Source organism: Taylorella equigenitalis ATCC 35865, assembly GCF_000276685.1.
GTDB lineage: Bacteria > Pseudomonadota > Gammaproteobacteria > Burkholderiales > Burkholderiaceae_B > Taylorella > Taylorella equigenitalis.
In genome coordinates this window covers 498,876-524,281 of record NC_018108.1, presented here as the reverse complement: position 1 = coordinate 524,281, position 25,406 = coordinate 498,876, and the positions used below count along the sequence as shown (strand labels likewise).

Below are 25,406 nucleotides of genomic sequence, written 5' to 3'. Positions count from 1 at the left end.
GATTTAATCCTTAATCTCAAATTTGGTAGAAACTTTACTTTTTAAGATATGATCATTTGCCTCGATTTCTTGGTCACGTGGAAGATCAAATACATACCTTAAATAATTTAAATACTCAGGATCCACACTCATAGTTTTACTAGGCTCATCACTAACTTTAACTACAGGTTGCCCATTGCATCTAACCATCTTCATAACGATTTGAAGAGGTTTAACACCCATATCGTTTGTTAAATTTGTACCGATACCAAATGAGGTCTTTACTCTTCCTACAAACCTTCTGGCAATATTAAGAGCAAGATCAAAAGTCAGTCCATCGGAAAATACAAGCGTTTTTGTGCGTGGATCAACTCTATTTTTCTTGTAGTGCTCTATTAAACGTTCACCCCACTCATAAGGATCTCCCGAATCATGACGAGCTCCATCGAATAGCTTGCAGAAATACATATCAAAATCACGCAAAAACGCATTCAAACCGTAAACATCGGATAGAGCAATACCTAAATCTCCTCGATATTCTTTAGCCCACATCTCAAGGGCAAAAACTTGAGAATCTCTGAGTCTAGGACCTAATGCCTGGCATGCTTGCAAGAATTCATGAGCCATAGTACCTAGGGGTTTTGTATTATATTTTTTGGCAAGATAGACATTACTAGTACCTACAAACTGCTTAGGTAGTTTTTCTAAAAGAGTCTTAACAACTTCATCATGCCATTCAGCTGAAAAACGGCGTCTGCTACCATAATCAGCAAATTTAAAATCAGGTAGTTCTGTTGCCGTAAGAACCTGATCAATTTTTGCTTGCAAACGTTTTCGTCCCTCAGTTTTATCTAAATCTGGATAATTTTCTCTGAAATACAATTCATTAACTATAGATAAAACAGGCACTTCAAAAAGAATTGTATGAAGCCATGACCCTTTGGCAATGATTTGTATACCCCCATTATCATCATCTGAAACCTGTATATGTATACGATTTCTAGGTAAATGGAAAAGACCTAAAAACTCTATAAAATCTGAAGTTATAAATCTAAGTGCACCCATATACTGAAGCTCATCTTCGGTAAATGTAAGCGAACATAAATAGTCAACTTGCTCCTGTATTTTTGGTATAAGTGGTTTAAGGTCTACACCTTCAGTTCTGCATTTAAAATGATACTCCGCCTGAGCACTTGGGAACTGATGTAGCACAGCCTGCATCATGCTAAATTTATATAAATCTGTATCGAGAAGGGACTTAATAATCATGGCAACCCCAAAGATGAGTGAGTTAATTAACCTTATAAGAGAAAAAGACTTTCTAGAGCTCTAATTTCAAATGGGTTAAAATCTAAGACTTAAATTTATATATTACATCAAAAAATTTCTTATTTTTATCTGGATTTACCATGACTCATGTTGTTAGCGACAACTGTATCCGTTGCAAGTATACGGATTGCGTTGACGTATGCCCAGTGGACTGTTTTAAGGCTGGTCCAAATTTCCTTGTTATCGATCCTGATGAATGCATTGACTGTGCAGTCTGTGTGCCGGAGTGTCCTGCTAATGCAATATTTGCTGAAGAGGACCTCCCAAAAGACCAGCAGCAATTTATACAAATAAATGCAGAATTAACGCCACTTTTTGAACCTATCTCAAGGTCAATTGATCCACTACCTGATGCAGATGAGTGGAATGGTAAACCTAACAAGCTCGAATATTTAATTAAACCCTAATGACACCAAACAATAGCAAATATTATGTCCTTACTATCAAAAAAATTACTAAGTGGATTAATGGACAGTTACATTCATTCACGACGGATAGACCTAAGGATTTTAAATTCAAGGCGGGACAGTTTGCTAGGCTAGGGCTTCCTATACAAATTTTAAGAAATCAGGATCCGACAAATCAGAATTTGTCCGACCATTATTCAAACCCTCAGGAGCCAACCATTTGGAGAGGATTTTCAATGGTGAACCCTGAAGTTTCTGATTATCTAGAGTTCTATGCTACTTTGGTGCCTACTGGTGAATTTAGCCCCAAGTTATTTTCCTTAAATGAAGGCGATAACATTGCCATACACCCTATGCCTATTGGGTTTCTTACCCTAGATAATTTTCCTAATGGGGGTGATACATTATGGCTACTGGCTACTGGTACTGGACTTTCTGCATTTTTATCAATAATCTTCACCTCAAACACGTGGGATTTGTTTAAAAATATTGTTCTTGTCCATGGAGTTCGACATGGTGCAGAGCTAAGCTACCAAGATGCCCTAAGCGAAGTGAACAAGGATTACACAGGAAGATTTACTTATATGCCAGTACCTACCCGAGAAAAAGGATATATACATCCCTGGACGGGTAATATTATGCCTTCCGAAAGAATCACTTCGTTGCTTGAAAGCGATAAGTTAAGTGAATTATCGGGACTTGATATGAATCCACATAGTTCCTGCATTATGCTTTGCGGAAATCCAAATATGTTAAGCGAAGCACGTGTTATTCTTGGTGAAAGAGGCTTTGCTACAGGTCGTAGAGGTGCGATAGGTAACCTTGCTGTTGAAAAGTATTGGTAGTGTATAAAATGATCTCATCGGATGAAGATCTTATAAATGTAATTGACAGTATATTGCCACAAACTCAGTGCACCCAATGTGGTTATGCGGGATGTCTTGCATACTCAAAGGCCATTGTTTTGGAAGGGGCTGATATTAATAGATGCCCTCCTGGCGGGGATGAGGTTATATCTAGGCTTTCAATGGTAATCGATGGCAGTGAGATTAAACCTGTGAATCCTGAATGTGGGGTTACAAAACCTTTGCATAAGGCTTACATACTTGAAGAGCACTGCATTGGTTGTACGAAATGTATTCAAGTGTGTCCAGTTGACTCAATTATAGGTGCAAATAAATGGATGCATACCGTAATACCCGATTTTTGTACAGGATGTGAGCTGTGTGTGCTTGCGTGTCCAGTTGATTGCATACAAATGAATCCGAGTTTAGCCCTTTGGACAGAGGATGATGCTGCAATAGCACGAACTAGATTTCATGCTAGAAATAAAAGACTGGAAGATGACAAAATACTAGAACAAGATAGACTAAATTCTCTTTCAGAAAATCAATTTTCCGATGGAAAATCATCCATCATGGAAGCTCTCAAAAAAGCACGCGAAAGAAGAATGAAATGAATAAACAAAAGCGTGAAATAATTTTTGAGCGTTTTTATAAGCAAAATCCGCAACCACAATCCGAACTCAATTACTCAAATAATTTTCAACTTTTGGTGTCAGTCATATTGTCAGCTCAAGCTACAGATAAATCTGTAAATTTTGCTACGACTAAACTTTGGGATCATATATTTACTCCTCAGCAACTAATCGATTATGGGTTCGAAAAATTTGAGAAGCAAATTAAAACTGTCGGTCTATATAAAACAAAAGCTAAGAATGTATTTCGAACTTGTGAAGATTTAATATTAAGATTTGACGGTGAAGTGCCATCAACGCGTGAAGAGCTTGAATCGTTGGCAGGTGTAGGTCGTAAAACCGCTAATGTTGTTCTTAATGTGGCTTTTGGTTTACCGACCATGGCTGTTGATACTCATATATTTAGGGTGGCAAATAGGACGGGCATATCGAAAGGAAAAAATGTATTGGAAGTGGAAAAAGGTTTAATTAAAAACGTTCCAAAAAAATATGCAAAGGATTCGCATCATTGGATGATTCTGCATGGACGTTATATTTGCCAAGCTAGAAAACCTAAATGTGCTTCATGCATTATCGAGGATTTGTGTGAGTATAAGTTTAAGCAATACACTTAAAACCACCTACTAGAGGTGGTTTGTACTAATCACGTTTTCCAAATCCTAAATAGCTTTCAATTACTTTAGGGTCGTTCAGAAGTTCGTTGCTAGGTCCGCGATGGCTAACTTCTCCCATTTCGAGTACATAAGCATAGTCAGACACTTTTAAGGCTGAACGTGCATTTTGCTCAACCAAAAGTATAGAAACGCCCATAGACTTGAGTCTTTTTATAATCTCAAAAACTTCACGAACTACAAGTGGAGCTAAACCAAGAGATGGCTCGTCGAGCATGAGCAAAGTTGGATTGGACATAAGTGCACGTCCTACTGCAAGCATTTGACGTTCGCCTCCTGAAAGAGTACCAGCTAGTTGCTTACGACGTTCTTTGAGTCTGGGAAATAACTCATAAATCCGCTCTAACGATCTCTTGAATTCAGGATCACGCTTTAGAAATCTGCGAAATCCGCCTAAAAGCAGATTATCCTCAACTTCCATGCTTGCAAATAGCTCCCGCTTTTCAGGCACCAAACTAATGCCAGCCAACATACGGTGTTCGATCTTATCCTGAGAAATATCTTCTCTTTTATAAATAATTCGCCCTTCGCTTCTACCATTATTTGGCAATAGGCCCATTATCGTATTCAAAAGTGTAGATTTACCCGCACCATTAGCCCCGATTACGGAAACTACCTGACCCTCATCAAGCCCAAGTTCAATTTTATTTAAAGCATTGACTTTTCCATAGGATGTAGAAAGGTCTCTAATCTCAAGCAAATTACACATCGTCATTAACTCCTAAATATGCTTGAACAACGGCTGGATTTGTCTGAATCTCCTCAGGAGTTCCTTCTGCAATTTTCGTACCGAAGTCCATGACCACAAGATTAGTTGTAAGATTCATAACAAAATCCATATCATGCTCAACAAGCAGTATGCTAACTCCCTCATCTCTAAGGTCTGAAAGTACTTTAGATAATTGCTGTTTTTCCATATAACGTAAACCAGCAGCAACTTCATCGAGTAATAAAAGAGAAGGATCTAATGCAAGAGCTCTAGCAATTTCAACTATACGTTGTTTGCCTAAAGGTAAGCTTCCAGCTTGCTCATGAAGGTAATCGCCTAAGCCAACACGCTCACATTGAAATTTTGCTTCCTGCAAAAGTTGAGATTCTTTGCGACGCTCGGTATGAAAGATACTACTCAAAATAGTGGAAGGCGCCCTCAAGTGTGCACCCAAGGCAACATTTTCAAGTACGGACATACCTGGCAATAATTGCACATGTTGGAAAGTACGACCAATCCCAAGAGTGGCAATCTTACGGGCTGAAGCCCCAGTTATATCACGACCTCTGAAAATTACTTTACCTGAAGTTAGTGGCAATACACCTGTAATCAAGTTAAATGTTGTACTTTTACCTGCTCCATTAGGTCCGATTAAACCAATAATTTCGCCAGACCTAACTTTAAAGCTCACATTGTTTACTGCTACTAATCCCCCAAAAGTTTTACGCAAATTCTGAGCTTCAAGAATGACCTCACCCTCAGGAGGTTTTTCTCTTTTGTGAAGCTCTTGTGTATCGGGCTTAATTTCTAATTCATGAGATGGAACAGATTTTTGACCTAATAGGCGGTAAAACTTTTCAAGCATAATTGGCCATAAACCACCACGAGCAAAATGTAAAATTAAAATCATCATCACACCAAAAACGATAATTTCTACATTTACTCTTTCATCCACAAATAATGGAGCATAGGCTTGAATTTGATCTCGCAAAATGATTACAAGAGCTGCCCCGACTACTGCACCCCAAATACTTACAGATCCACCAATTACTGCCATAAACAAATATTCAATGCCGTAATTCAAACTAAAAGCACTAGGACTTATCGCCCTTTGCTCATGGGCATATAACCATCCAGCTAAAGCAGCGAAAAATGCGGCATATACGAATGCTACCATTCTATATTTTTGCGTATTGATACCAAAAGATTCGGCCATGGATGCACCATGCTTTAAGGAACAAATCGCTCTACCATTTCTTGAATTTAATAGATTAATACTTAGAAGAATCCCTGCAAACACACAAAACCAAATCAGATAAAACATCTGCCTAGCTTTCATGAAGCTAAAACCAAATATCGAAATAGGCTGAATGCCAGGTATACCATCGTGGCGGCCTAGAAATTCCATATTGCCAAAGAGGTAAAAGAAAACTAAGCTAAGTGCAATAGTACTTAAACCTAAAAAATGACCAGAGAGCCTAAGTGTAAGTTGGCCCAAAATAAAGGCTATTAAACTAGCAAGCAAAAGCCCGCAAAGAAGACCTATCCATGGAGATAAACCCAAGGCCGTACAAAGATAAGCGGAAGTATAAGCACCAATACCCATAAAAGCAGCCTGACCAAATGAAGTCATACCACCTATCCCAGTAAGAATAATTAGGCCTAATGCTACGAGAGACGAAATTCCTATGGTATTAAGCTGATTAATCCAAAACTCAGGTGTAGCTGGTACCAATGGCATAACTACCAAAACGATGGCAAATATAGCAACGAAAATTCTATACATTACTCGTCCTCCTCATGATGTGTAGTAGTCAGAGAACGAATGAGTAAAACAGGCAGAATTAACGTAAACACAATAACTTCTTTGTAGTCGGAAGCCCAGAATGTCGTGAAGGATTCAATAATCGCAACACCAATTGCACTTATAGCAGCAATAGGGTAACTTACTAAACCTCCAATAATGGCTCCTACAAACCCTTTTAAGCCAATTATAAATCCTGTCTCATAAGTAATTTGTATAAATGAAACGAGCATAATTCCAGCCAGAGCACCTACAAAAGCTGACAGCAAAAAAGTGGTATGTCCTGATATGGAAGTGGAAATGCCTACAAGTTGAGCTCCTCTACGATTAACTGCAGTAGCTCGCAATGCCTTACCGACTAGGGTTTGTCCAAATAATAGCCATAGCCCAATAATAGTAAGGAAAGTAAGCCCAATAACAAAAAGTTTTTGATACTTCCAAGGAAGCCCAAAAATTTCTACTTCACCATCAAAGAACGGCTCCTGCACAAGCCAGCCTTCGGCACCGAAGATAATAAGACCAGTACCAACCATGGCAAAATGCAAAGCAATAGATATGATAAGTAAATTTAAAACACTATAAGAAGCAACAGGCTCAAATACAAGTCTGTAAATCATAGGACCTAGCGGAACTACAATTACAAGTGCAAGAAGTGCTTTAATCCATAAGTTCGGTTCCGTCTGAAGAATAATCGGAACTCCGAACATCACGACAAATGGAATAATTAGAAAATACAAAGCTGCCCATGGCAACGACATACCATGCCGTCCCCTAAACCTATTAACAGCTTCCTTTATAAATATAATGACGCCCAAAACTGGCAATAAATAAATTGTTCCAGGTGTTTGACCGTTAGCCATAAGAGCAAAACTTAAAGCACCATAAGACACAAACTCGCCCTGGCAAATCAAAATAACGCGTGTAACAGCAAAAACCAGCACCAATGACACCGCCATTAATGCATAAATCACACCCGTAACAAGACCATCTTGGAGCAATATTTTGGCTATCATCCAATCCATGGATATCTCTCAAATTTTTTAGATTGACTTACGATTGTAACAATTTAGGCTTATTAACCTACCTTTTTGCTGTATAAATTGGGATAAAAAGCTAGAAAGTATAGGTACCCCTAGAACATTAAATTAGTTAATGCCCTAAGGTGTAACACTTTGGGTGCTTATATAAGCCATCTGCGTAAAAACAACCGTACGCTTAAATTACAACTTACTTAAGAAGGTCAGGTTGTAACACCCACTTTCCATCTTTAACTTTAACGATAACTCTCGATCGTTCATCTAAACCAGTGTGATCCTCAGGAGTCATATTAAATACACCTTGAGATGCAACTACATTATTAGACTGCTCGAGTGCATCGCGTAAAGCCACTCGAAATTCCTCGGTACCTGGTTTGAGACCTACTTCAAGCACTTTAGTAACTGACGACTCTACAAGTAAAGTAGCATCATATAAGAATGCCCCAAAAGCATTAGTAGCACCCTCTCCAAATTTAGCATCATATAGTTTTCTATATTCAAGTCCTATTTTTTTGGAAGGATGATCATCGTCTAACTGCTCTGCAACAACAACTGGACCTATAGGAAGAATCACGTCATCGCAAGCAGTGGCACAAACTCTTAAAAAATCCCCATTTCCAGATCCGTGTGTATGGAAAATAAGCCCCTGAAAGCCTCTTGATCTTAATTCTCTATTTGGCAATGCCCCAGGAGTCCCCGATGTCGCAACTAATACTGCATCAGGTTTAGATGAGAGAATTTTTAAAACTTGACCAGTAACACTAGTATCTTTGCGTGCAAAACTTTCAATGGCAACTACATCAATACCAGAATCCTTCAGAGCAGCTTTCATCTCCTTTGCCCAACTCTCACCATAAGCATCAGCAAAACCTATGATAGCTAGTTTTTTTACATTAAGTTTTAGCATGGCAGTTTTAAGTGCCTGAGCCATTAATGCATCGTTTTGGGCAGTTTTGAATGCCCACTTTTTAGCACCCTCTTGAGGAGTAACTACCACAATATTCCCGTTCATGCTAATCATAGGAGTTTTAGTCTCTGCGGCAACTTCAACCATCGCTAATGAAGCAGCAGTTACCGAACTACCAATAATGGCATCAATATGATTTTCGGAAATAAGTTTGCGCATATTTTTAACAGCAGTAGAAGTATCACCCGCATCATCCAAAACGATGTAATTAACAGGCACTCCCTTAATTTCTTTTTTCAAAATTTCTACTGTATTTTTTTGAGGAATACCAAGAGATGCGGCGGGTCCAGTTGCTGAAACAGTAACTCCAATATTAATTGCATCCTGAGCATCACTTATGCTCGCACATGCAACCAATGCAGTCCCAATTAGGGACTTTATAATACTCTTATATAAATTCATCTAAGTCCCTATTTAAGAAGATCAGGTCTATACACCCATTTCTTATCTTTAATTTCAACCAACACTCTAGATCTATCATCTATACCAGAGTGATTTTCTGGAGTCATATTGAAAACGCTTTGAGTAGTAACTACTTCTTTCACATTTTCTAATGCTTCTCTTAAAGCAACTCTAAATTCCTCGCTTCCTGGTTTTAAACCCTTTTTAAGAACTTCGCTAATTCCTGCTTTCGCCAACAAAGATGCATCATAAATATAAGCACCAAAAGCATTAGCCGAACCTTCTCCGAATTTTTTCTCATATGGTTCTTTATAAGAAAGTGCCACTGCTTTGGTTGGATTAGAATCTTCAATTTGATCCGCAATTACAACTGGACCTATAGGAAGAATCACACCCTCACAAGCAGTCGCACATACTCTTAGGAAGTCTCCATTTGCAGAACCATGTGTATGATAAATAATTCCCTTAAACCCTCTATTTCTGAGTTCTCTAGTTGGCAATGCCCCTGGCGTCCCCGATGTCGCAACTAAAACCGCATCTGGATTTTTAGAAATTATTTTTAATACTTGACCAGATACACTAGTGTCCTTACGGGCAAAACTCTCATTAGCTACTATTTTGATGTCAGTATCTTTAAGAACACCTTCCATTTCTCTAGCCCATAATTGACCATAGGCATCATTAAATCCAATAATTGCTAGTGTTTTGACGTTTTGCTTTTTAATGGCATCAAAAATGGCTTTAGCCATAATTTCATCAGTCTGAGCGGCTTCGAAAACCCATTTTTTATTTTCGTCCATTGGAACTACAGTATTTTTATTTCCTGTGAATCCAATCAAAGGAGTTTTAGTTTCATGGGCTACTTCAGTCATAGCTAGCGTAGGAGCGGTTACTAAGCTACCAAGCATAATATCAATTTTATTTTCTGATATCAGTTTTCGCATATTTCGAACGGCAGCTGAAGTTTCACCTCCATCATCTAAAAACGTAAACTTAACTGGTATGCCATCTATTTCTTTATATAAAACTTCAAGAGTATTTTTTTGAGGAATTCCAAGCGACGCAGCTGGTCCAGTTTGTGGAACAGTAACCCCAATATTAATAACTTCCTGAGCAAGAATTGAAGTAGAAGCCGCCATCAAAGCGACGGCAGAGATATATTTTTTTATTTTCATTTATTATCCTTTTACTTTAAAAGTTCAGGTTGGTATACCCATTTATTATTTTCGATTTTAACTAATACTCGTGACCTTTCATCTAAGCCAGTGTGGTCGTCTTTGGTCATGTTATAAACGCCCTGAGTGCCTATAACCTCCTTAGAAGTCTCCATAGCATCTCTTAAGGCCTTTCGAAATTCCTCAGACCCTGGCTTGATTCCAGCATCAAGAACCTTTTTCATAGATGTTTTGAGTACTAAATCAGCATCAAACATATGAGCTCCAAATGTACTCATAGATCCAGCACCAAATTTAGCCTCGTAAAGTTTTTTGTACTCTTCGCTGATACCTTTAGATGGATGTGAATCCTCAAGTTGATCACCTACAAGAACAGGTCCAGCTGGTAAAATTACACCGTCGCAAGCTTTTCCACACACTCTGAGAAAATCGATATTAGCTGATCCATGTGTATGGTAAATCTGACCTGTAAAACCACGAGTCCTAAGTTCTCTAGTTGGCAATGCTCCTGGAGTACCCGCCGTAGCCACTAATACGGCATCTGGCTTTTTAGAAACAATCTTAAGAACCTGCCCAGTTACGCTTGTATCATTACGTGCATAACTCTCTTCGGCTACGATTTTTATATCTGTTTCTTTAAGTGCAATTTTAATCTGCTCAAGCCAACCCTGACCATAAGCATCAGCAAAACCAATAAAGGCCAATGTTTTAATGCCTTGCTTTTTCATAGCAGCTCTAAGAGCTGTAGCCATAGAGGCATCATTTGGTGAGGTTTTAAAGGACCAAACCTTAGGTCCTTCGACAGGGACTACAACTACATTATTCCCTACCATACTGACTAATGGAGTTTTAGTTTCAGCAGCAACATCAATCATAGCAAGAGTTGGTGCGGTGATTGAACTGCCTATCATAGCATCTATTTTGTTTTCGGAGATTAACTTACGCATATTGCGCACTGCAGTTGCAGTATCTCCAGTGTCATCGTATACAAAATACTCGACTGGAATACCGCTAAATTCTTTTTCCAGTACTTCTACGGTGTTTTTCTCCGGAATCCCCAACGAGGCTGCAGGACCTGTGGCAGAAACAGAAACACCGATTCTAATCTGCTGTTGAGCCCATACCGCACTAACAAGGGCCATCATAGGAACTGCGTTTAATGCAAATAATGCAAATCTTTTCATAATTAATCTCCGAAAATAAAATGGGAAAAAAAGATTGGTTTAATAAAATGTGAAGAGTAAGTAAATATCTATACTTAATATTTAGTATATTTATATACTCCCATTAGTCATTAGGGATTACACCTAACCACATGAAAAAGATACTATCAGATTTTTTACCTTTATTGCTATTTTTTATTGCACTCAAAATTTACGATATTTATGTTGCTACTGGTGTTGCTATTGCTGCATCCATCGCACTAATCCTCTATCTCTATTACACAAAAAAACCTGTTGAAACTATTCACTGGATAAATTTAATAATTATTGTTGTATTTGGAGGAGCTACTATTCTGCTTCATGATGAGACATTTATTAAGTGGAAACCAACCGTATTAACTTGGTGTTTTGCTTCAATTCTTTTAATAGGTTTGTTGTTTAAAAGGAATTTTCTAAAAACATTGATTTCTAAGCAAATCAGTATGCCTGAACAAGCCTGGACTAAAATGACTGTTGGATGGATATTGTTTTTTGCTCTCGTAGGTATTGCCAACTTATACGTAGCATTTTGGGGTGGCTTTACTACAGATCAGTGGGCTAGCTTTAAAGTGTTCGGTATAACTGTTCTTACTTTGGTGTTTGCGGTTGGCCAAAGTTTATGGCTTGGTAAACATATGACCGTTATTTCTGAGGAGAACAAAAATCATGATTCCTGATAGTAAAAAACATGAAGAAATGCTCAGACAGAGACTTCAAAGTTTGAATCCAACTGAATTAGAAATTTTCAATGAATCGCACTTACATAATGGTCATAAAGCATATAATAATGGTTTAAGCCATTTTCGAGTACAAATAGCTAGCCCATTATTCGCTGATTTAAGTAGGGTTGAACAGCAGCGACTAGTACTAGATGCGGTTAAGGATATTATTCCAGACCCCATACACGCATTAGCTATACGTACAGAAGTTTCCACCTAACATTATTTAAATAAAGGAAATTATTAAATGAAAAAAATTTTACTGGTTGCCTCTTTACTTGCATTGCCTGTTTACGCACAAAACGTGGCTACCGTTAACGGGGTGAATATTACAAATCAAGAATTTGAAGAGGTTACTAAAGCTATCTTTAAAGACGCTCAAATTACAGCTGAGCAAAAGAAAGGCATACTAGAAGATTTAGTGACTAGAGAAGTTCTAATTCAAGAAGCTAAAAAGCAAAAAATTGATCAGGATCCACAAGTTGCAAAACAAATTGAGTTTAGTCGCGAACAAATTTTAACTACTGCATTGCTTTCTAAATATATTGAAAAAAATCCAGTTAAAGAAGAAGAAATCAAAAAACTATACGACTCTCAAATTAAAGCTTTAGGTGATGTAAAACAATACAACGTTCGTCATATCCTAGTTAAAGACGAAGACCGTGCAAAAGAACTATATCAACAACTAGTTGATAAAAAAATTGACTTTGCCGAAACTGCTAAAAAAGAATCAATTGACCAAGGCACAGCAAGCGGCGGTGGCGTGTTAGGATGGCATCCTTCTAGTAACTTTGTTCCTCAATTTGCTAAAGCTGTAGAGGAAGCTAAGATTGGTGTTCTTACAGAGCCAGTGAAATCTGATTTCGGCTATCACTTAATTCTTGTAGATGATATCCGCCCTACACCTTTACCATCTTTTGAAGCTTCTAAAAGAGAAATCGTTAATGCTTTATCTCTAGAAAAAGTTAACAAATATACAGAAGAACTTAAAAAGAAAGCTAAGATTAAAACTAATCTTAAATAATAATAAGGCCCTAACATGGGCCTTTATTTTTGCTCAAGCATCTGTATAAATTCAGCTTCGGATAGTATCTTGGTTCCTACTTCTTGAGCCTTTTTAACCTTGCTATCGCCAGGCTCTGCCCCCATCAAAAGATAATCAGTTTTCTTTGAGACTGATGAATTAATCCGACCTCCCGAAGAAATTATAACTTGCGAGATTTCATCCCTTTTCCAGTTTTCAAGTGTGCCGGTTACCACAAAACTGTGACCTGCAATTGCGGGATTTATTTGAATCGCTTCCTCTTCAGCATTCAAAACGAATCCAAGTTCAAGTAGATTAGATATAACTTCTCGATTATGAGGTTCATTGAAAAATGTATGAATCGATGTAGCCATCACTTCACCCACATTTGGTACAGAAACTAATTCTTCGGTACTTGCCTGCATAATAGAATATAAATCACCAAAATACTTAGCAAGATCCCTAGCTGTTGTTTCGCCGACATGACGAATACCTAATGCAAATAAAAATCTACTTAAAGTAGTTGATTTACTAGCTTGAATGCGTGCATGTAAAGTAGGGGCTAAAACCTCAAGTTTTGAATCTTCTGCATTACGACCGAGTATATTTAAGTCATCTACAGTTAGTTTAAAGAGATCATCAAGCCTTTTGATTTTTTCAGTACTCACGAGCTTTTGGATATGTTTATCACCCAAACCCTCTATATTTAAGGCTTTTCGGGATACCGCATGAATAATACCTTGTGTAATTTGAGCACCGCAAACAAGTCCGCCTGTACATCGAGCAACAGCCTCTCCCTCAGGCTTTTCAACTGCTGAACCACACACGGGACAGATTGTAGGCATAACAAATTTAACAGCATCTTCAGGACGCAGATCAATAACAGACTCTAAAACTTCGGGAATAACATCACCAGCCCTTCTTACGATAACTGTATCACCTATCATAAGATTTTTTCGCTCTATTTCATCTTCATTATGAAGAGTAGCTTTTCTAACAGTAACACCACCGACAAACACTGGTTCTAATCTTGCAACTGGTGTCAACGCTCCAGTCCGACCCACTTGAACTTCAATGTCTAAAAGTTTGGTTTGCATTTGCTCTGCTGCAAATTTATGTGCAATTGCAAAACGTGGAGCCTTAGAAACAAAACCTATTTTCTGTTGAAGCTCAAATGAATCAACTTTGTATACAACTCCATCTATATCAAATGGCAGTGTGTCTCTTTTAGCTTTAATGTGTTCAAAAAAATTTAAAAGCCCGTCAAGTCCCTTTTTTACAGATCTATATTCGGTGACAGCAAATCCAAGCTCTGACAAATAATCTAAAAGCTGACTTTGTGATTTAGGTTCCTCTGAACCTAAAGATTTAAATTCCCCCAACCCATATGCGTAAAATCTAAGCTTTCTTTTTGCGGTAATTTTTGGGTCCAATTGACGTAGGCTACCAGCTGCAGCATTTCTAGGATTTGCGAAGGTTTGTAGCCCTTCCTCCTCCTGTCGCTTCACTAGATTATCAAAGTCGCTTCGAAGCATTAAGGCTTCACCTCTGACTTCAATTATCTTTGGCAATGCCTCTTTGCTCGGCACATTTAACTTTAAAGGAACCGTTCTAATAGTACTTACTTGTGCAGTAACATCCTCACCAGTTAGTCCATCTCCTCGCGTGGATGCTGTTTTTAAAACACCATTTTCATAGCGAATGCTTATAGCCAAACCGTCAAATTTCGGTTCACAATTAAACTCAAAGTCGTCAGAGCCCACAGCTTCAACCATGCGATTATAAAAAGCAGTTAGTTCCTCTGGATTGAAAACATTACCCAAAGAAAGCATAGGGACTGCATGTCTGACTGAGTTAAAAATTTTAAGAGCAACTCCTCCAACTCTTTGGGATGGAGAATCTGAAGTAACCCACTCAGGATGGGCTTGTTCATAATCCAAAAGCTTACGCATCAACCCATCATATTCTTCATCTGAAATCTGTGGATTATCGTCGATGTAGTAAGCTTTATCGTGAACAGATATTAAAGATTTGAGTGCCTCGTAATCTGAAAAATCACCTTCAGACATAATTAATGATAAACCCTACGCGCACGCTCTGATCCTGCTGGAAATCCGTTTTGAGCTAGTTCCTGGTAGACCTGAAGTAATTGAGCATCAATTTGAGGAATAACTGGATCATTAGGAGTTAAAGGCTTATCATTATCGTCTACAACTCTTGCATCCAAAGCTTGGGCCAATTTAAATGCATGGTCACATAAATTGGAAAATGGATTATCTATAGGTTTGCTGTTAGGTACATCTATGATTAGTTCTACATACTCTATGCCAGCAGAACGAACTTGGGCACTATACTCCCCTTGAAGCATAAGGTGAAATAGAACATTATGATTATCATCAAACATTACATGACCTAAGCCAAACTCTCTATAGCCAAGCCTCTCCGCAATTTCTATAACCGCTTTAACTGGCTGAGAACCATTTAGAATTAACTTAACGCCTACACGTGCATCTAGCTCCATGCAAATTACATCGAAATCCTGAGCAAGTTTTAGTATTTGCTCTTTGGGTTTGTACTCAATGCTTCCATCAAAAGCATTTGCCACATTATCCGCATAAGAATAAGCTGCATCCCACTCTTCCGAGGTGAGCGGACCACTCCTATTTGCCAATACAACAGCTAGTTGCAATGAACTATATGACTCATCAGATTTAATAGAAGATCTATGATAATTATCGTGAGTCTGTGCAAAAAACCTAATCGGCTTACTAAAAACCAATTTCATATCACGTATATGATTCAGTAATTTGCTACCACTAATGGCATTCGGAAAATTTATATCAAAAACCGCTTCACTTATATGATCAATAGATTCATCATCATGTTCCTGACGTGAGGATGATATAGAACTTACTATAATTGAAGGCTCAGCAGAACGTGGGTTAATGGTGTTATGAATACCGAGGTTCGGATCTGAACCTAATAGTGGGTCCTGGCTAGTATTTGGAAATTGCTCAGTAATACGCTTTTCAATCTTTTTTTCCTGCCACCAGTTGTAGACTAAAACAATAAGAACTGCAAAAGCTCCTAATAACAAAATGCCGATCTGCATATTGGACATAACTTAAAGGCCTCGGTCTTTAAACTTAACTATCAACCAATTTTACAGCAGAATCAATATCTACAGCCACAATTCGGGATACACCTTGTTCTTGCTGTGTTACACCAATTAACTGGTGTGCCATCTGCATTGCAATCTTATTATGCGATATAAATACAAACTGAATATCCTTGCTCATTTCAGATACCAAATCTGCGTAACGCTCTGTATTAGCGTCATCCAACGGGGCATCAACCTCATCAAGTAAGCAAAATGGAGCAGGGTTTAGCTTAAACAAAGCAAATACCAAAGCTATGGCTGTAAGAGCTTTCTCACCTCCAGACAGTAAATGGATTGAAGTATTTCTTTTTCCTGGAGGATGTGCCATAACCTCAATCCCCGAGCTTAAAATCTGATCCCCAATCATTCGAAGTTTAGCTTCGCCACCACCGAATAACTTAGGAAACATATCTGCAAAATGACTATTTGCCTGCTCAAATGTATCGGATAATAATTCACGAGTTTCTGCATCAATTTTATTTATAGCTTCCTCTAGGGTATCAATAGCTTCCTGTAAATCATCAATTTGTTTAACAAGAAATAGTTTTCTTTCCTTAGCTTGTTCTAACTCCTCTAAAGCCGCAAGATTCACCGCACCAAGTGCCTCAATCTGTTTATGCCTATTTCCAATTTGTGCTTGGAGCCAAGTTACTTTACCCCATTCCGCAGAAAGCTCTGTTAATTCGTTTTTCAACTGAGCTCTATCCACTTGAGCTTCTTCTAATTTTTCAGAAAATTGCTGAGCTTGAATGCGAGCCGCTTGTTCACTCAACTGCAATTTTGTGATGGTCTCACGCAAAGGGTCAATTTGATGCGATATTCTAAGTCTATTTTCGTCCGTAGCTTTTAGTTCAAATGCCACATTATCAAGTGAAATTTTAATTTCATTGAGATGCTTAGACTTTTGCTCTCTAAGACCTAAAGCTTCTTGTAGTGCACTTTCACAAGCCCCTTCATCAAACCCAAGCAAATCATTGTTTAATCTTTCTTTTTCAATAGTTAGGCTTTCAATTTGTTTGGTGGCAATGCCCTTATTTCTCTCAAGCTCAGTCTTTCTTGTTTCTAATGAGCTAATAATTAAATTTGCCTCACGTATTTCCGATCTTACCGTTTGAACTTTTTTCATCAAAACGTTGTACTCGTCGTATTTTTGAGCACTTTCATTTTGAAGCTCTCTAAATTTATCTTTTAATTTGGTGAGAACTTGTTCGTCATTTTCAAGATTCGACTCATGAGATACAAGTGATTTCTCAACTTCGTTTATTTGCGTTTGTGCTTCATTTAACTCTCTATCCAAACGCTCATTCATCATTAATGCTTGTTCGAGTTTGCTTTTCTGAGTGTTGAGATTAATCTCGAGCCCATGTATTTGATTTGTTAATTTAGTCAACTCAGTTCGAGACTCGTTTAATAAATTTTGAAATTTCTTCGATTCCCCTAAATACTCTTCTAATTTCTCATGAGACTGATCGGATTGCAATTTAAGAGCTTTAACAAGTTTTTCCAGATTCTCGATTTCCTGTTGTCTTGCAAGTATACCTGCCTGCTCATTTTCAGGGGCATATAGCAAAACACCAGTAGGGTCAACAATATGACCGTTTTTACTAACTAAGTTCTCCCCTACATTAAGTTTAAGAATTTCAGCATCAAACAAATCTAGATTCTCTATAACATAGACACCATCAAGCCATCTACTAAGTGAATTTTTTAAATCTTGATCATATACTTTTAGTTTTGAAAATAAAGATACAAAATTATTGTTTTTTATTTCCGTAAACTCTTTACATTTTTTATAAAAACTAAATCTTGCAGGCGGTTTACTAGCTAAATACTGCTTTACATCGTCTAGATTTTCAACTTCAACTCCTACCAGTCTCTCTCTAAGAACCGACTCTAGAGCAACCTCCCAACCAGGCTCTATATGTAAGTCCTGCCATAAACGTTTAGAATTAGAAAGATTATTTTTTCTAAGCCAAGCTTCAAGAGCACCTTTTGATTGAATTTCATTTTGGAGGTTTTTTAGAGCTTGTAACTTTGCACTATTTTGCGAATATACTTTTAAATCCTCATCAGCCTGTGTTCTAGTATCGTTAACTTTAGTAGCAGCTGAAGCTAAAGACTCTTCCAAATCAAAGTACTCAGTTTCGAATTTTTTATATTTTGTTTTTAGGGTATTTATTTGCTCTTCAAGCTGTACTGACCCATCGGATTGTGGAATTTCTAGATTAGTTTTCTCTTTTTTAAGAGATTCTAATTTCGAAGATAATCTACTTTTGTTGCGATCTAAGTCTTGTATTTTTTGTCTAATTATGGCTATTTTTTGTTCCTGTTTACCTATCTCAGATCTTTGTACATCCTTACTTTTAGATGATTTGTGGGCAATGCTCTCTAGTTCAGGCAATCCAGCTGAAAGCGAAATTTCCGATTTCTTTTTTTCTTCTACTAAATCTTTTTTACTTATGATTTCTTGGGAAATTTTGTTTAGTTCACTTTCTAAAAAACTAACTTGATCATTCCACTGCTTAAGTTTTTCTTCAATTTGTTTATTTTGATCATTAAGTCGAACTTTGGCATCTGTTAGGTGCTTACTTTCCGCTTCAAGTTTAGTAACGGTATTATTAGCCTCATAGAATTCGCCTTGGACCTCTCTTAAACTGTCACTTATAGACTGATAAGCCAAGCGTTTATTCTCTACTTCGAGTTCTATATTCTGTATATTAGACATTAGCTTCTCAAGTTCTGTGGAACTACTTGCTAATTTTTCTTTTATAGAAACCTGTTCACTTAATGCATTTGCTTCTTTTAGAAACCAAAAGACATGCTCCATTTTTTGAGCTTCTGAGGTTAGAAGGTTGTATTTTGAAGCCACCTCAGATTGAACATTTAATTTATCAATTTGTTTATCAAGTTCGGACTCGATGTCTTCTACCCTTTGTAAGTTTTCGTGAGTGTCTGATAAACGATTTTCAGTTTCCCTTCTTCTTTCTTTATATCTAGAAACACCAGCAACTTCCTCAAGATAAACTCGCATCTCTTCAGGTTTTGCCTCAATAATGCGATTAATCATACCCTGACCAATAATCGCATACCCCCTTGAACCTAGACCTGTGCCTAGAAAAACATCATATACATCTTTACGTCTAACATTTTGATTATTGATAAAGTAACTACTCGAACCATCACGTGTTAATACACGTTTTATTGAAATTTCAGTGTATGAACTCCATTGCCCTTGCAGGCGTCCGTCCGCATTGTCAAACACTAATTCAACAGAACATCGCCCTGCTGGCTTACGATTAGTAGAGCCATTAAAAATAACATCCTGCATAGACTCGCCCCGAAGTTCTGAGGCTTTGCTCTCACCTAAAACCCATCTAACCGCATCGATAATATTTGATTTTCCGCATCCGTTAGGTCCAACGACACCAACTAAATTACTAGGGATGGCAATGTCTGTAGTTTCTACAAAAGATTTGAAACCTGAAAGTTTAATATGTGTTAATCTCACGGGATTACTTCAATATGATTTATTATTATTAGAATTTTACTTAAAAAAAGATATTTAAAACTTCTATAATATTTTGCGTTCAAATCCCCGTAGGTATTACCCGTGAGAAAAGGCTTCTACACCCTTTTATTAGCTCAAGCATTGTCCTCATTAGCCGATAATGCTCTTTTTATAGCCGCTATAGAACTTATTCATGAAATTTCTGGACCTAAATGGCTCGATTCTGCTTTGAAATGGGCTTTTGCGGCTTCATATGTAGTATTGGCTGCACATATAGGTGCTGTAGCTGATACATACCCCAAAGGTAGAGTTATGTTCGTGACAAACGGCATTAAGATTCTAGGCTGTCTTACTATGTTTGCTGTTGGCTTTTTTGGAACTGGTTCCGAGCACACCCAGCCTCTTATGATTACTGTAGCATATGGACTGGTTGGTGTCGGAGCCGCTGCATATTCTCCAGCAAAATATGGTTTAGTAACTGAACTTTTACATCCCAAATTCCTAGTCCGCGGAAATAGCTGGATGGAAGGCCTAACAGTACTTTCGATTATTTTAGGTTTTGTACTTGGCGGTTTTTTAATTAATCATAAATTTGTAAATTGGGCATTGCAGTTTTGGATTTTTCAAAATTTCCAACAATACCCAGCCATGATTGCCATCCTAATTATTGGTTTAGTATACATATCAGCTTCAGTATGCAATCTGTTTATTCCTCGAACTAAATACATTTATCCAAAACAGCCTAAAAATCCTTTCACTCTAATTAAAGTTTTTAGTTCCTATGTCGGTATTTTATGGAAGGACAAAGTAGGACAAGTTTCTATGGCGGTTACTACATTGTTTTGGGGTGCAGGTGCTGTTGTTCAATTAGTAATTATCAAATGGGGCGAGGTTCATTTAGGTTATGACACATCTGAATCTGCTTTTTTGATGGGTATTGCCTCCATAGGTACAGTTTTAGGTGCTGGTATAGCTGGCAAAGTGCCTCTAAAAAAAGCATTTAATGTACTTCCTGTGGGCGTTGCGATGGGCTTGGTCACCATCTGTTTAATCTTTGTAAAACAATTATGGGCCGTATATTTAGTGCTTATTTTTATTGGCGGACTTTCAGGATTCTTTGTTGTACCTATGAATGCAATTCTTCAACATAGAGGGCATGTTTTATTATCTGCTGGTCATTCGATTGCAGTGCAAAATTTTAATGAGCAATTAAATATTCTGCTATTTGTTGGTATATATGGATGGCTTGTTCACTCAGGGTTGGATATCTACAAAATTATCTGGATTTTTGGAATTACAGTCTCTGCGTCGATGTTCTTTCTTATTTTGCTATACAAACACAATAGTAGAAAATATAAAGAAGCTTTTGATGAGATTGGCTCTAGAAGCCATGGACGACTTACTCAAAAAAATTCATAAATGATTGTTTTGAAGTTCCTGTGCAATTAAGTTTAAACCCCTCCAAGCATCCTTTTTCTGAACTGGATTAGAAATTAAGATGCGTGGGTTTAAACTACATATTATTGGATAATATTTGTTGTTTAAAGATAAATTAAATCGAACCTGATCTATAGTGATTTTTTTATTATTCAAAAATTTAAATAATACTGATCTATCAAAACACCATATAACTTGCGGATCTACTAACTCGATCTCTTTTTTAAATGCTTCTATGACCAGTAAATCTCTACTCTCTTCATCTGGTGCCGTCATATCAGTTTTGTACACTGAAGTTGTATAAATCTCATCTAAGCTTAAGCTAAGTTGAGAAAGCATATTTTTTAAAAGAGTCCCTGGCTTTCCAACGAACTGAGTACTTACTAATATATCCTCCATTGACGGACTCTCCTCAAAAACCATAAGTTTTACATTAGTTAAGTCCTTAGGTACAGTTTTAATTAGGTCATGCTCATCTTCCGCATAGCCCCAATCCCTATAAGTTTTGATATACCAAAAATAAAGTTCGTCTAGAGATTTGATTGAATCAATAGCATGCTTTTCTGTAGATGAAACAACCTCAGGTACAGACTCAACTTCATCTTGAAATGATTGTGAATTAAAATTTTGAGATTCCTTGGAGGCAATGCCCAATCTTTTAACTGAAATTTGTCCGACGGGTAATCCAGCAGATATTTGGGACGCAAAGACTTGCGAGTTAGGGACTTTCGATTCAATTTGAACTTTGGGTTGTGCTTCATGATGAACTTTAACATTGAAATTCTGTCCCCAAAGACCGTCTACGCCTAGCTGCTTTAACCATTGAATTTGGTTCGAATTAAATTCTTTTCGCATAGACAATTCCATCTTCTTTAGTTCCATCTGGAAGCTCATAATATCCTTTACGGTACCCTATCTGCTCATATCCATATTTTTTATAGAGCTCAATTGCAGAATTATTCGTCACCCTAACTTCAAGGATTTGTTGATAGTGTTCATTTTTCAATTTAAATTTTTGATCAAGTGCATATAGATGCATAAGGTCCATTAAAAGCTTTGCATACCCTTTATTTCTATATGCACTATCTATACCGATAGTCATAAGGTGTGATTCCTCAGGGTAAAGTAATTGAACTGCTACACCAATCAATTTACCATCCTTATAAAGAGTTATATTCTTATAGTCATCATTATAAAAAGCACTATAAAAAGATTCTCGTGACCAGGGGGTTACATGAACTTTTACATCTAGTTCGTGTACTTCATCAATAGCCTCTAAAGCCATCGGTTTCACTACAACACCAGCATCCCTAAATCTTTGAGCAAGCTTTGAGTATTGCATTATATTTTGGGGAATTTCTGGTGTTTCACTTTTAGGATTTCCCCCATACCCCTTCTTTCTCTCAGAGCTAGTAAATGCAACCTTTTTCCTAAGGTATATAGGCAATGGGACCTCAAAAATATTATCTTTATTTTTTCTACCTAACTGTGTAAAACTGTTTTTAATAGATGCTTTTGCAAATTCAATTAAATCAATTGCACAGGTTTTGTGATATAGGAATTTTACGTCTGGAAAATATTCAGCAGCATCACCTACTAGAGTATAGTCATTAAAATGGTGTGCTTCTGAAGTCATCTTCATTTGAAGTCTAAGACCGTCCATTAATGAATCAATATAAGGTAGTGCTATGTCTTTTTGCAATAGTAGAGGTTCTAAAACTTCATGCAGTCTTTTCGCACTGTCTACGAAAAATCCCCCAAGATAAACTTCGTCCATCCTCGCATCATTAAGTACGAAAATGAATCCTTGAATTTCTTTTGCAAAATGAAATGCAGTTGATTCTAGAGAATTAACACCTATTAAAGGTATATTCAACCCAAGAGAAATCCCTTGAGCGATACCAGCAGCCACTCTTATACCGGTAAATGCACCTGGACCTTGAGAAAATACCACCCCTTCTAATTGATTTTTATCTATCTTGTACCTATTTAGAAGACTATCAATTGCTGGTATCATAGCTTCTGACTGGCTCAGATTTGCATCAAGTTTGATTTCTACTGGATGTACACTGCCCTTAAAGTCTAGGGCAATGCTAGCTGGAGACACGGCATTTTCAATTGATATTAAATACATATATTAAAATGAGCATATTTTTTCATAAAATATTTTATTACTTTCTAAAATTTTGACGAGAAATTACATGCAAGGGAATTCCACAACTAATAAAAAAATTCTAGTGGTCGATGACGATCCCAGACTTAGAGAACTACTAAAAAAGTATTTAACTGAGCAAGGTTATACAGTAACTGCCGTTGAAGACGGCAAAGAGATGTCTAAAGCTTGCCAGAGAGAAAATTTCAATATTATTGTTCTTGATATTATGCTTCCTGGTGAAGATGGTTTATCTATTTGTAGAAGATTACGAGCTACTAATGATATGACACCTATCATCATGCTAACTGCAAAATCTGAAGATATTGATAGGATTATTGGTTTAGAGATGGGGGCGGATGATTATATAGTTAAACCTTTTAACCCCCGCGAATTGCTTGCACGTATTAATGCAGTGCTTAGAAGAAACACAGTAGAGTTTGAGCATCCTGGAGCTCCTAGTACAGAAGATTTAGTAGTAAATTTTGGACCTTTCAAACTAAACTTATCAACTAGAACCCTTACTAAAAACGATGAACCCGTTCCTATGACTACGGGTGAATTTGCGATTCTTAAGGTATTTGCACGCCACCCAAGAGAGCCTCTTTCTCGTTACAAACTTATGGAATTGGCTCGCGGTAAGGAGTACGAAAACTTTGATAGGAGTCTTGATGTACAAATTTCAAGAGTTAGAAAGCTTATAGAAGTTAATCCATCATACCCACAATTTATTCAGACTGTTTGGGGTCTTGGATATGTATTCGTACCCGATCCTGAAAATGGCTTTAAATAATGCCATTGGAACAATTTGAATATAAACATCCTAAAAAAATTTCTCTTGGCTTATTTACAAGAGCCTTTCTATTTCTATTTTTAACGGGTCTTATTTCCCTTCTAATTTGGCTAGGTGCTGTTCTTTACGGACAGCACGGTCATAAAGCTTTAGTTATAAGTAACAGGGTAATGAGTGCCTACAATTTATCTGCAAACGCACTTAATTATGTAAAGCCTGAACTTCAGCATATCTTTATAGACAAGTTCAATACTCTCGGTGATATTGAAATTAGTGAAAGATTTGATTCTGACGTTATAAAGCCAATTCCTCACACACGTTTATGGAGAATCATTGAAGCTGACCTTAGAGAGAAAATTGATGATAAAAATCTAATAATTTCACCTGAAGTAAATGGAGTAAAAGGGCTGTGGGTAAGTATGGATATCCCATTTGAGGGAGAAGACCATAAATTTTGGATTTTTATCTCAACAATATTGTTTAGAAACGTTGTTATCTCAAACTGGTTTGCGTGGATTATTACTGCTTTAATAATTTCTGTATTAGGCTCTTATTTGCATACAAAGGTATTTCTTCAACCCTTAGAAAAAATACTTGAGATTTTTAAAGCCATTAAGACAAATAAAACACCTCCTAGATTAGATACATCAAAAGGATCTCCTGAGGTTATCGATTTGTATACTACTATCAATAACACTCTCGATCATCTACGAGACATCAATTCAAATAGGGACATTATGTTAAAAGGACTCTCACATGACATAAGAACCCCTCTTACACGTATAAGACTAGAAGTTGAAATGTCTGGTATTGATGAAGAAGCTAAAAATAACATAGATACCGATTTAAAACAGATTGATAGAATAATGCATCAAATTTCGGAGTACTCTAATGCATTGCCAACAGAAAATAATGATGCTTTGAATATATCTGAAGCTATTGAGTTATTTTGTCATGCCGAGGAAGTTATGATTAATGCCGTGGGTGGGAAATTCTATTACAGTATTGAGCCTAACCTATATTCAAAAATTTCTGAAGTTAATCTAAATCGTATTTTAGGTAATCTAATCGATAATGCTATTAAGTACGCAAAACAACCAAACAGAACTTTAGTCATAACCTTGAATTGTTATAGAAAACTAAGCGACATAATTATAGAAGTTAAGGATAACGGACCAGGACTGAATACAGATGAATTATGGCGTCTTATGAAACCTTTCGAACGGGGTGATCCAGCTAGGTCTGGAGTAAAAGGTTCTGGTTTGGGTCTGCCTATAGTAGATAAGTTAACAAAATCAGTAAATGGCAACTTTGAAGTACTAAAAAACCTGCCTGTGGGACTTTTGTGCAGGGTGACGCTTAAGTCTAAAGGAAGACCTAGATAGATAAATTTTTTATATCAGAATTGCGTTTTTAATAAAATTTATATATAATGGTTTTTGTGATAATATTTC

The 25,406-nt window shown here is 37.0% G+C and carries 22 protein-coding genes; 10 read left to right on the top strand and 12 right to left on the bottom strand.

Annotated elements, in window-relative coordinates; translation table 11 throughout:
- Nucleotides 1-3 precede the first annotated feature (3 nt).
- Nucleotides 4-1,248, bottom strand: a complete 1,245-nt coding sequence (gene pncB / locus KUI_RS02400) for a nicotinate phosphoribosyltransferase (RefSeq protein ID WP_013522244.1) — start codon at nucleotides 1,246-1,248, stop codon at nucleotides 4-6.
- 140 nt (nucleotides 1,249-1,388) lie between these two features.
- Between pncB and fdxA the strand changes: the two genes are divergently transcribed.
- From fdxA to nth, 4 genes are read left to right on the top strand one after another with little or no spacing between them, the layout of a single operon-like run.
- A complete protein-coding gene (fdxA, locus tag KUI_RS02395) occupies nucleotides 1,389-1,715 on the top strand; it encodes a ferredoxin FdxA (protein WP_014840224.1) in 327 nt (108 codons plus the stop codon).
- A complete protein-coding gene (locus KUI_RS02390) occupies nucleotides 1,715-2,560 on the top strand; it encodes a ferredoxin--NADP reductase (protein WP_014840223.1) in 846 nt (281 codons plus the stop codon). Before fdxA ends, KUI_RS02390 begins: the two co-directional genes overlap by 1 nt.
- An 8-nt stretch (nucleotides 2,561-2,568) precedes the next feature.
- On the top strand, nucleotides 2,569-3,174 hold the full coding sequence (locus tag KUI_RS02385) for an RnfABCDGE type electron transport complex subunit B (protein WP_013522241.1): 606 nt from the start codon (nucleotides 2,569-2,571) through the stop codon (nucleotides 3,172-3,174).
- Complete coding sequence (gene nth, locus KUI_RS02380; protein WP_013522240.1) at nucleotides 3,171-3,806, top strand: endonuclease III; 636 nt, start codon at nucleotides 3,171-3,173, stop codon at nucleotides 3,804-3,806. Before KUI_RS02385 ends, nth begins: the two co-directional genes overlap by 4 nt.
- A gap of 25 nt (nucleotides 3,807-3,831) precedes the next feature.
- On the opposite strand, the gene KUI_RS02375 is transcribed toward nth, so the two are convergent.
- From KUI_RS02375 to KUI_RS02350, 6 genes are all read right to left on the bottom strand, one after another.
- Nucleotides 3,832-4,572 carry an ABC transporter ATP-binding protein gene (locus tag KUI_RS02375; protein ID WP_013522239.1) on the bottom strand — a complete coding sequence of 247 codons (741 nt, stop codon included), beginning with the start codon at nucleotides 4,570-4,572 and terminating at the stop codon, nucleotides 3,832-3,834.
- Nucleotides 4,565-6,358, bottom strand: a complete 1,794-nt coding sequence (locus KUI_RS02370; protein ID WP_013522238.1) for a branched-chain amino acid ABC transporter ATP-binding protein/permease — start codon at nucleotides 6,356-6,358, stop codon at nucleotides 4,565-4,567. The genes KUI_RS02375 and KUI_RS02370 overlap by 8 nt, the downstream gene beginning before the upstream one ends.
- Nucleotides 6,358-7,398 (bottom strand): branched-chain amino acid ABC transporter permease, encoded by a 1,041-nt coding sequence (locus KUI_RS02365; RefSeq protein ID WP_013522237.1) that lies wholly within the window; start codon nucleotides 7,396-7,398, stop codon nucleotides 6,358-6,360. Before KUI_RS02365 ends, KUI_RS02370 begins: the two co-directional genes overlap by 1 nt.
- Before the next feature lie 205 nt (nucleotides 7,399-7,603).
- On the bottom strand, nucleotides 7,604-8,782 hold the full coding sequence (locus KUI_RS02360; protein ID WP_014840222.1) for an ABC transporter substrate-binding protein: 1,179 nt from the start codon (nucleotides 8,780-8,782) through the stop codon (nucleotides 7,604-7,606).
- An 8-nt stretch (nucleotides 8,783-8,790) separates the two neighbouring features.
- Nucleotides 8,791-9,957 carry an ABC transporter substrate-binding protein gene (locus tag KUI_RS02355; protein WP_013522235.1) on the bottom strand — a complete coding sequence of 389 codons (1,167 nt, stop codon included), beginning with the start codon at nucleotides 9,955-9,957 and terminating at the stop codon, nucleotides 8,791-8,793.
- Between the two features lie 11 nt (nucleotides 9,958-9,968).
- Nucleotides 9,969-11,141, bottom strand: a complete 1,173-nt coding sequence (locus KUI_RS02350) for an ABC transporter substrate-binding protein (protein WP_013522234.1) — start codon at nucleotides 11,139-11,141, stop codon at nucleotides 9,969-9,971.
- A gap of 131 nt (nucleotides 11,142-11,272) precedes the next feature.
- Here KUI_RS02350 and KUI_RS02345 point away from each other — a divergent pair, with 131 nt between their 5' ends.
- From KUI_RS02345 to KUI_RS02335, 3 genes are read left to right on the top strand one after another with little or no spacing between them, the layout of a single operon-like run.
- A complete protein-coding gene (locus KUI_RS02345; protein WP_013522233.1) occupies nucleotides 11,273-11,836 on the top strand; it encodes a septation protein A in 564 nt (187 codons plus the stop codon).
- On the top strand, nucleotides 11,826-12,098 hold the full coding sequence (locus KUI_RS02340) for a BolA family protein (protein WP_013522232.1): 273 nt from the start codon (nucleotides 11,826-11,828) through the stop codon (nucleotides 12,096-12,098). The genes KUI_RS02345 and KUI_RS02340 overlap by 11 nt, the downstream gene beginning before the upstream one ends.
- Before the next feature lie 27 nt (nucleotides 12,099-12,125).
- The gene (locus KUI_RS02335) at nucleotides 12,126-12,902 is read left to right on the top strand and encodes a peptidylprolyl isomerase (RefSeq protein WP_013522231.1); all 777 of its coding nucleotides are present in this window, start codon (nucleotides 12,126-12,128) and stop codon (nucleotides 12,900-12,902) included.
- Between the two features lie 23 nt (nucleotides 12,903-12,925).
- Here KUI_RS02335 and ligA read toward each other — a convergent pair whose 3' ends face one another.
- The 3 genes from ligA to smc are packed head-to-tail and all read right to left on the bottom strand — an operon-like array spanning nucleotide 12,926 to nucleotide 19,570.
- The gene (ligA, locus tag KUI_RS02330) at nucleotides 12,926-14,971 is read right to left on the bottom strand and encodes an NAD-dependent DNA ligase LigA (protein ID WP_013522230.1); all 2,046 of its coding nucleotides are present in this window, start codon (nucleotides 14,969-14,971) and stop codon (nucleotides 12,926-12,928) included.
- 2 nt (nucleotides 14,972-14,973) lie between these two features.
- The gene (locus tag KUI_RS02325) at nucleotides 14,974-16,023 is read right to left on the bottom strand and encodes a cell division protein ZipA C-terminal FtsZ-binding domain-containing protein (RefSeq protein WP_014840221.1); all 1,050 of its coding nucleotides are present in this window, start codon (nucleotides 16,021-16,023) and stop codon (nucleotides 14,974-14,976) included.
- A gap of 25 nt (nucleotides 16,024-16,048) precedes the next feature.
- The gene (gene smc / locus KUI_RS02320) at nucleotides 16,049-19,570 is read right to left on the bottom strand and encodes a chromosome segregation protein SMC (protein ID WP_014840220.1); all 3,522 of its coding nucleotides are present in this window, start codon (nucleotides 19,568-19,570) and stop codon (nucleotides 16,049-16,051) included.
- A 102-nt stretch (nucleotides 19,571-19,672) separates the two neighbouring features.
- Between smc and lplT the strand changes: the two genes are divergently transcribed.
- A complete protein-coding gene (gene lplT / locus KUI_RS02315; RefSeq protein ID WP_013522227.1) occupies nucleotides 19,673-20,989 on the top strand; it encodes a lysophospholipid transporter LplT in 1,317 nt (438 codons plus the stop codon).
- On the opposite strand, the gene KUI_RS02310 is transcribed toward lplT, so the two are convergent.
- Together KUI_RS02310 and KUI_RS02305 are read right to left on the bottom strand one after the other, a co-directional pair.
- Nucleotides 20,984-21,862, bottom strand: coding sequence for a uracil-DNA glycosylase family protein (locus KUI_RS02310; RefSeq protein ID WP_014840219.1), 879 nt, complete (start codon nucleotides 21,860-21,862; stop codon nucleotides 20,984-20,986). The genes lplT and KUI_RS02310 overlap by 6 nt on opposite strands.
- Nucleotides 21,846-23,141 (bottom strand): bifunctional tRNA (adenosine(37)-N6)-threonylcarbamoyltransferase complex dimerization subunit type 1 TsaB/ribosomal protein alanine acetyltransferase RimI, encoded by a 1,296-nt coding sequence (locus tag KUI_RS02305; RefSeq protein ID WP_014840218.1) that lies wholly within the window; start codon nucleotides 23,139-23,141, stop codon nucleotides 21,846-21,848. Before KUI_RS02305 ends, KUI_RS02310 begins: the two co-directional genes overlap by 17 nt.
- Before the next feature lie 67 nt (nucleotides 23,142-23,208).
- Here KUI_RS02305 and ompR point away from each other — a divergent pair, with 67 nt between their 5' ends.
- Both ompR and KUI_RS02295 read left to right on the top strand, forming a co-directional pair.
- Nucleotides 23,209-23,952, top strand: coding sequence for an osmolarity response regulator transcription factor OmpR (ompR, locus tag KUI_RS02300; protein ID WP_013522224.1), 744 nt, complete (start codon nucleotides 23,209-23,211; stop codon nucleotides 23,950-23,952).
- Nucleotides 23,952-25,337 carry an ATP-binding protein gene (locus KUI_RS02295; protein WP_014840217.1) on the top strand — a complete coding sequence of 462 codons (1,386 nt, stop codon included), beginning with the start codon at nucleotides 23,952-23,954 and terminating at the stop codon, nucleotides 25,335-25,337. Before ompR ends, KUI_RS02295 begins: the two co-directional genes overlap by 1 nt.
- The last annotated feature ends 69 nt before the right edge of the window (nucleotides 25,338-25,406 follow it).

Bases quoted from the DNA above. Each gene is read 5' to 3' on its own strand.
- pncB (WP_013522244.1), bottom strand. From the start codon at position 1,248: ATGATTATTAAGTCCCTTCTCGATACAGATTTATATAAATTTAGCATG.
- fdxA (WP_014840224.1), top strand. From the start codon at position 1,389: ATGACTCATGTTGTTAGCGACAACTGTATCCGTTGCAAGTATACGGAT.
- KUI_RS02390 (WP_014840223.1), top strand. From the start codon at position 1,715: ATGACACCAAACAATAGCAAATATTATGTCCTTACTATCAAAAAAATT.
- KUI_RS02385 (WP_013522241.1), top strand. From the start codon at position 2,569: ATGATCTCATCGGATGAAGATCTTATAAATGTAATTGACAGTATATTG.
- nth (WP_013522240.1), top strand. From the start codon at position 3,171: ATGAATAAACAAAAGCGTGAAATAATTTTTGAGCGTTTTTATAAGCAA.
- KUI_RS02375 (WP_013522239.1), bottom strand. From the start codon at position 4,572: ATGTGTAATTTGCTTGAGATTAGAGACCTTTCTACATCCTATGGAAAA.
- KUI_RS02370 (WP_013522238.1), bottom strand. From the start codon at position 6,358: ATGTATAGAATTTTCGTTGCTATATTTGCCATCGTTTTGGTAGTTATG.
- KUI_RS02365 (WP_013522237.1), bottom strand. From the start codon at position 7,398: ATGGATTGGATGATAGCCAAAATATTGCTCCAAGATGGTCTTGTTACG.
- KUI_RS02360 (WP_014840222.1), bottom strand. From the start codon at position 8,782: ATGAATTTATATAAGAGTATTATAAAGTCCCTAATTGGGACTGCATTG.
- KUI_RS02355 (WP_013522235.1), bottom strand. From the start codon at position 9,957: ATGAAAATAAAAAAATATATCTCTGCCGTCGCTTTGATGGCGGCTTCT.
- KUI_RS02350 (WP_013522234.1), bottom strand. From the start codon at position 11,141: ATGAAAAGATTTGCATTATTTGCATTAAACGCAGTTCCTATGATGGCC.
- KUI_RS02345 (WP_013522233.1), top strand. From the start codon at position 11,273: ATGAAAAAGATACTATCAGATTTTTTACCTTTATTGCTATTTTTTATT.
- KUI_RS02340 (WP_013522232.1), top strand. From the start codon at position 11,826: ATGATTCCTGATAGTAAAAAACATGAAGAAATGCTCAGACAGAGACTT.
- KUI_RS02335 (WP_013522231.1), top strand. From the start codon at position 12,126: ATGAAAAAAATTTTACTGGTTGCCTCTTTACTTGCATTGCCTGTTTAC.
- ligA (WP_013522230.1), bottom strand. From the start codon at position 14,971: ATGTCTGAAGGTGATTTTTCAGATTACGAGGCACTCAAATCTTTAATA.
- KUI_RS02325 (WP_014840221.1), bottom strand. From the start codon at position 16,023: ATGTCCAATATGCAGATCGGCATTTTGTTATTAGGAGCTTTTGCAGTT.
- KUI_RS02310 (WP_014840219.1), bottom strand. From the start codon at position 21,862: ATGCGAAAAGAATTTAATTCGAACCAAATTCAATGGTTAAAGCAGCTA.
- KUI_RS02305 (WP_014840218.1), bottom strand. From the start codon at position 23,141: ATGTATTTAATATCAATTGAAAATGCCGTGTCTCCAGCTAGCATTGCC.
- ompR (WP_013522224.1), top strand. From the start codon at position 23,209: ATGCAAGGGAATTCCACAACTAATAAAAAAATTCTAGTGGTCGATGAC.
- KUI_RS02295 (WP_014840217.1), top strand. From the start codon at position 23,952: ATGCCATTGGAACAATTTGAATATAAACATCCTAAAAAAATTTCTCTT.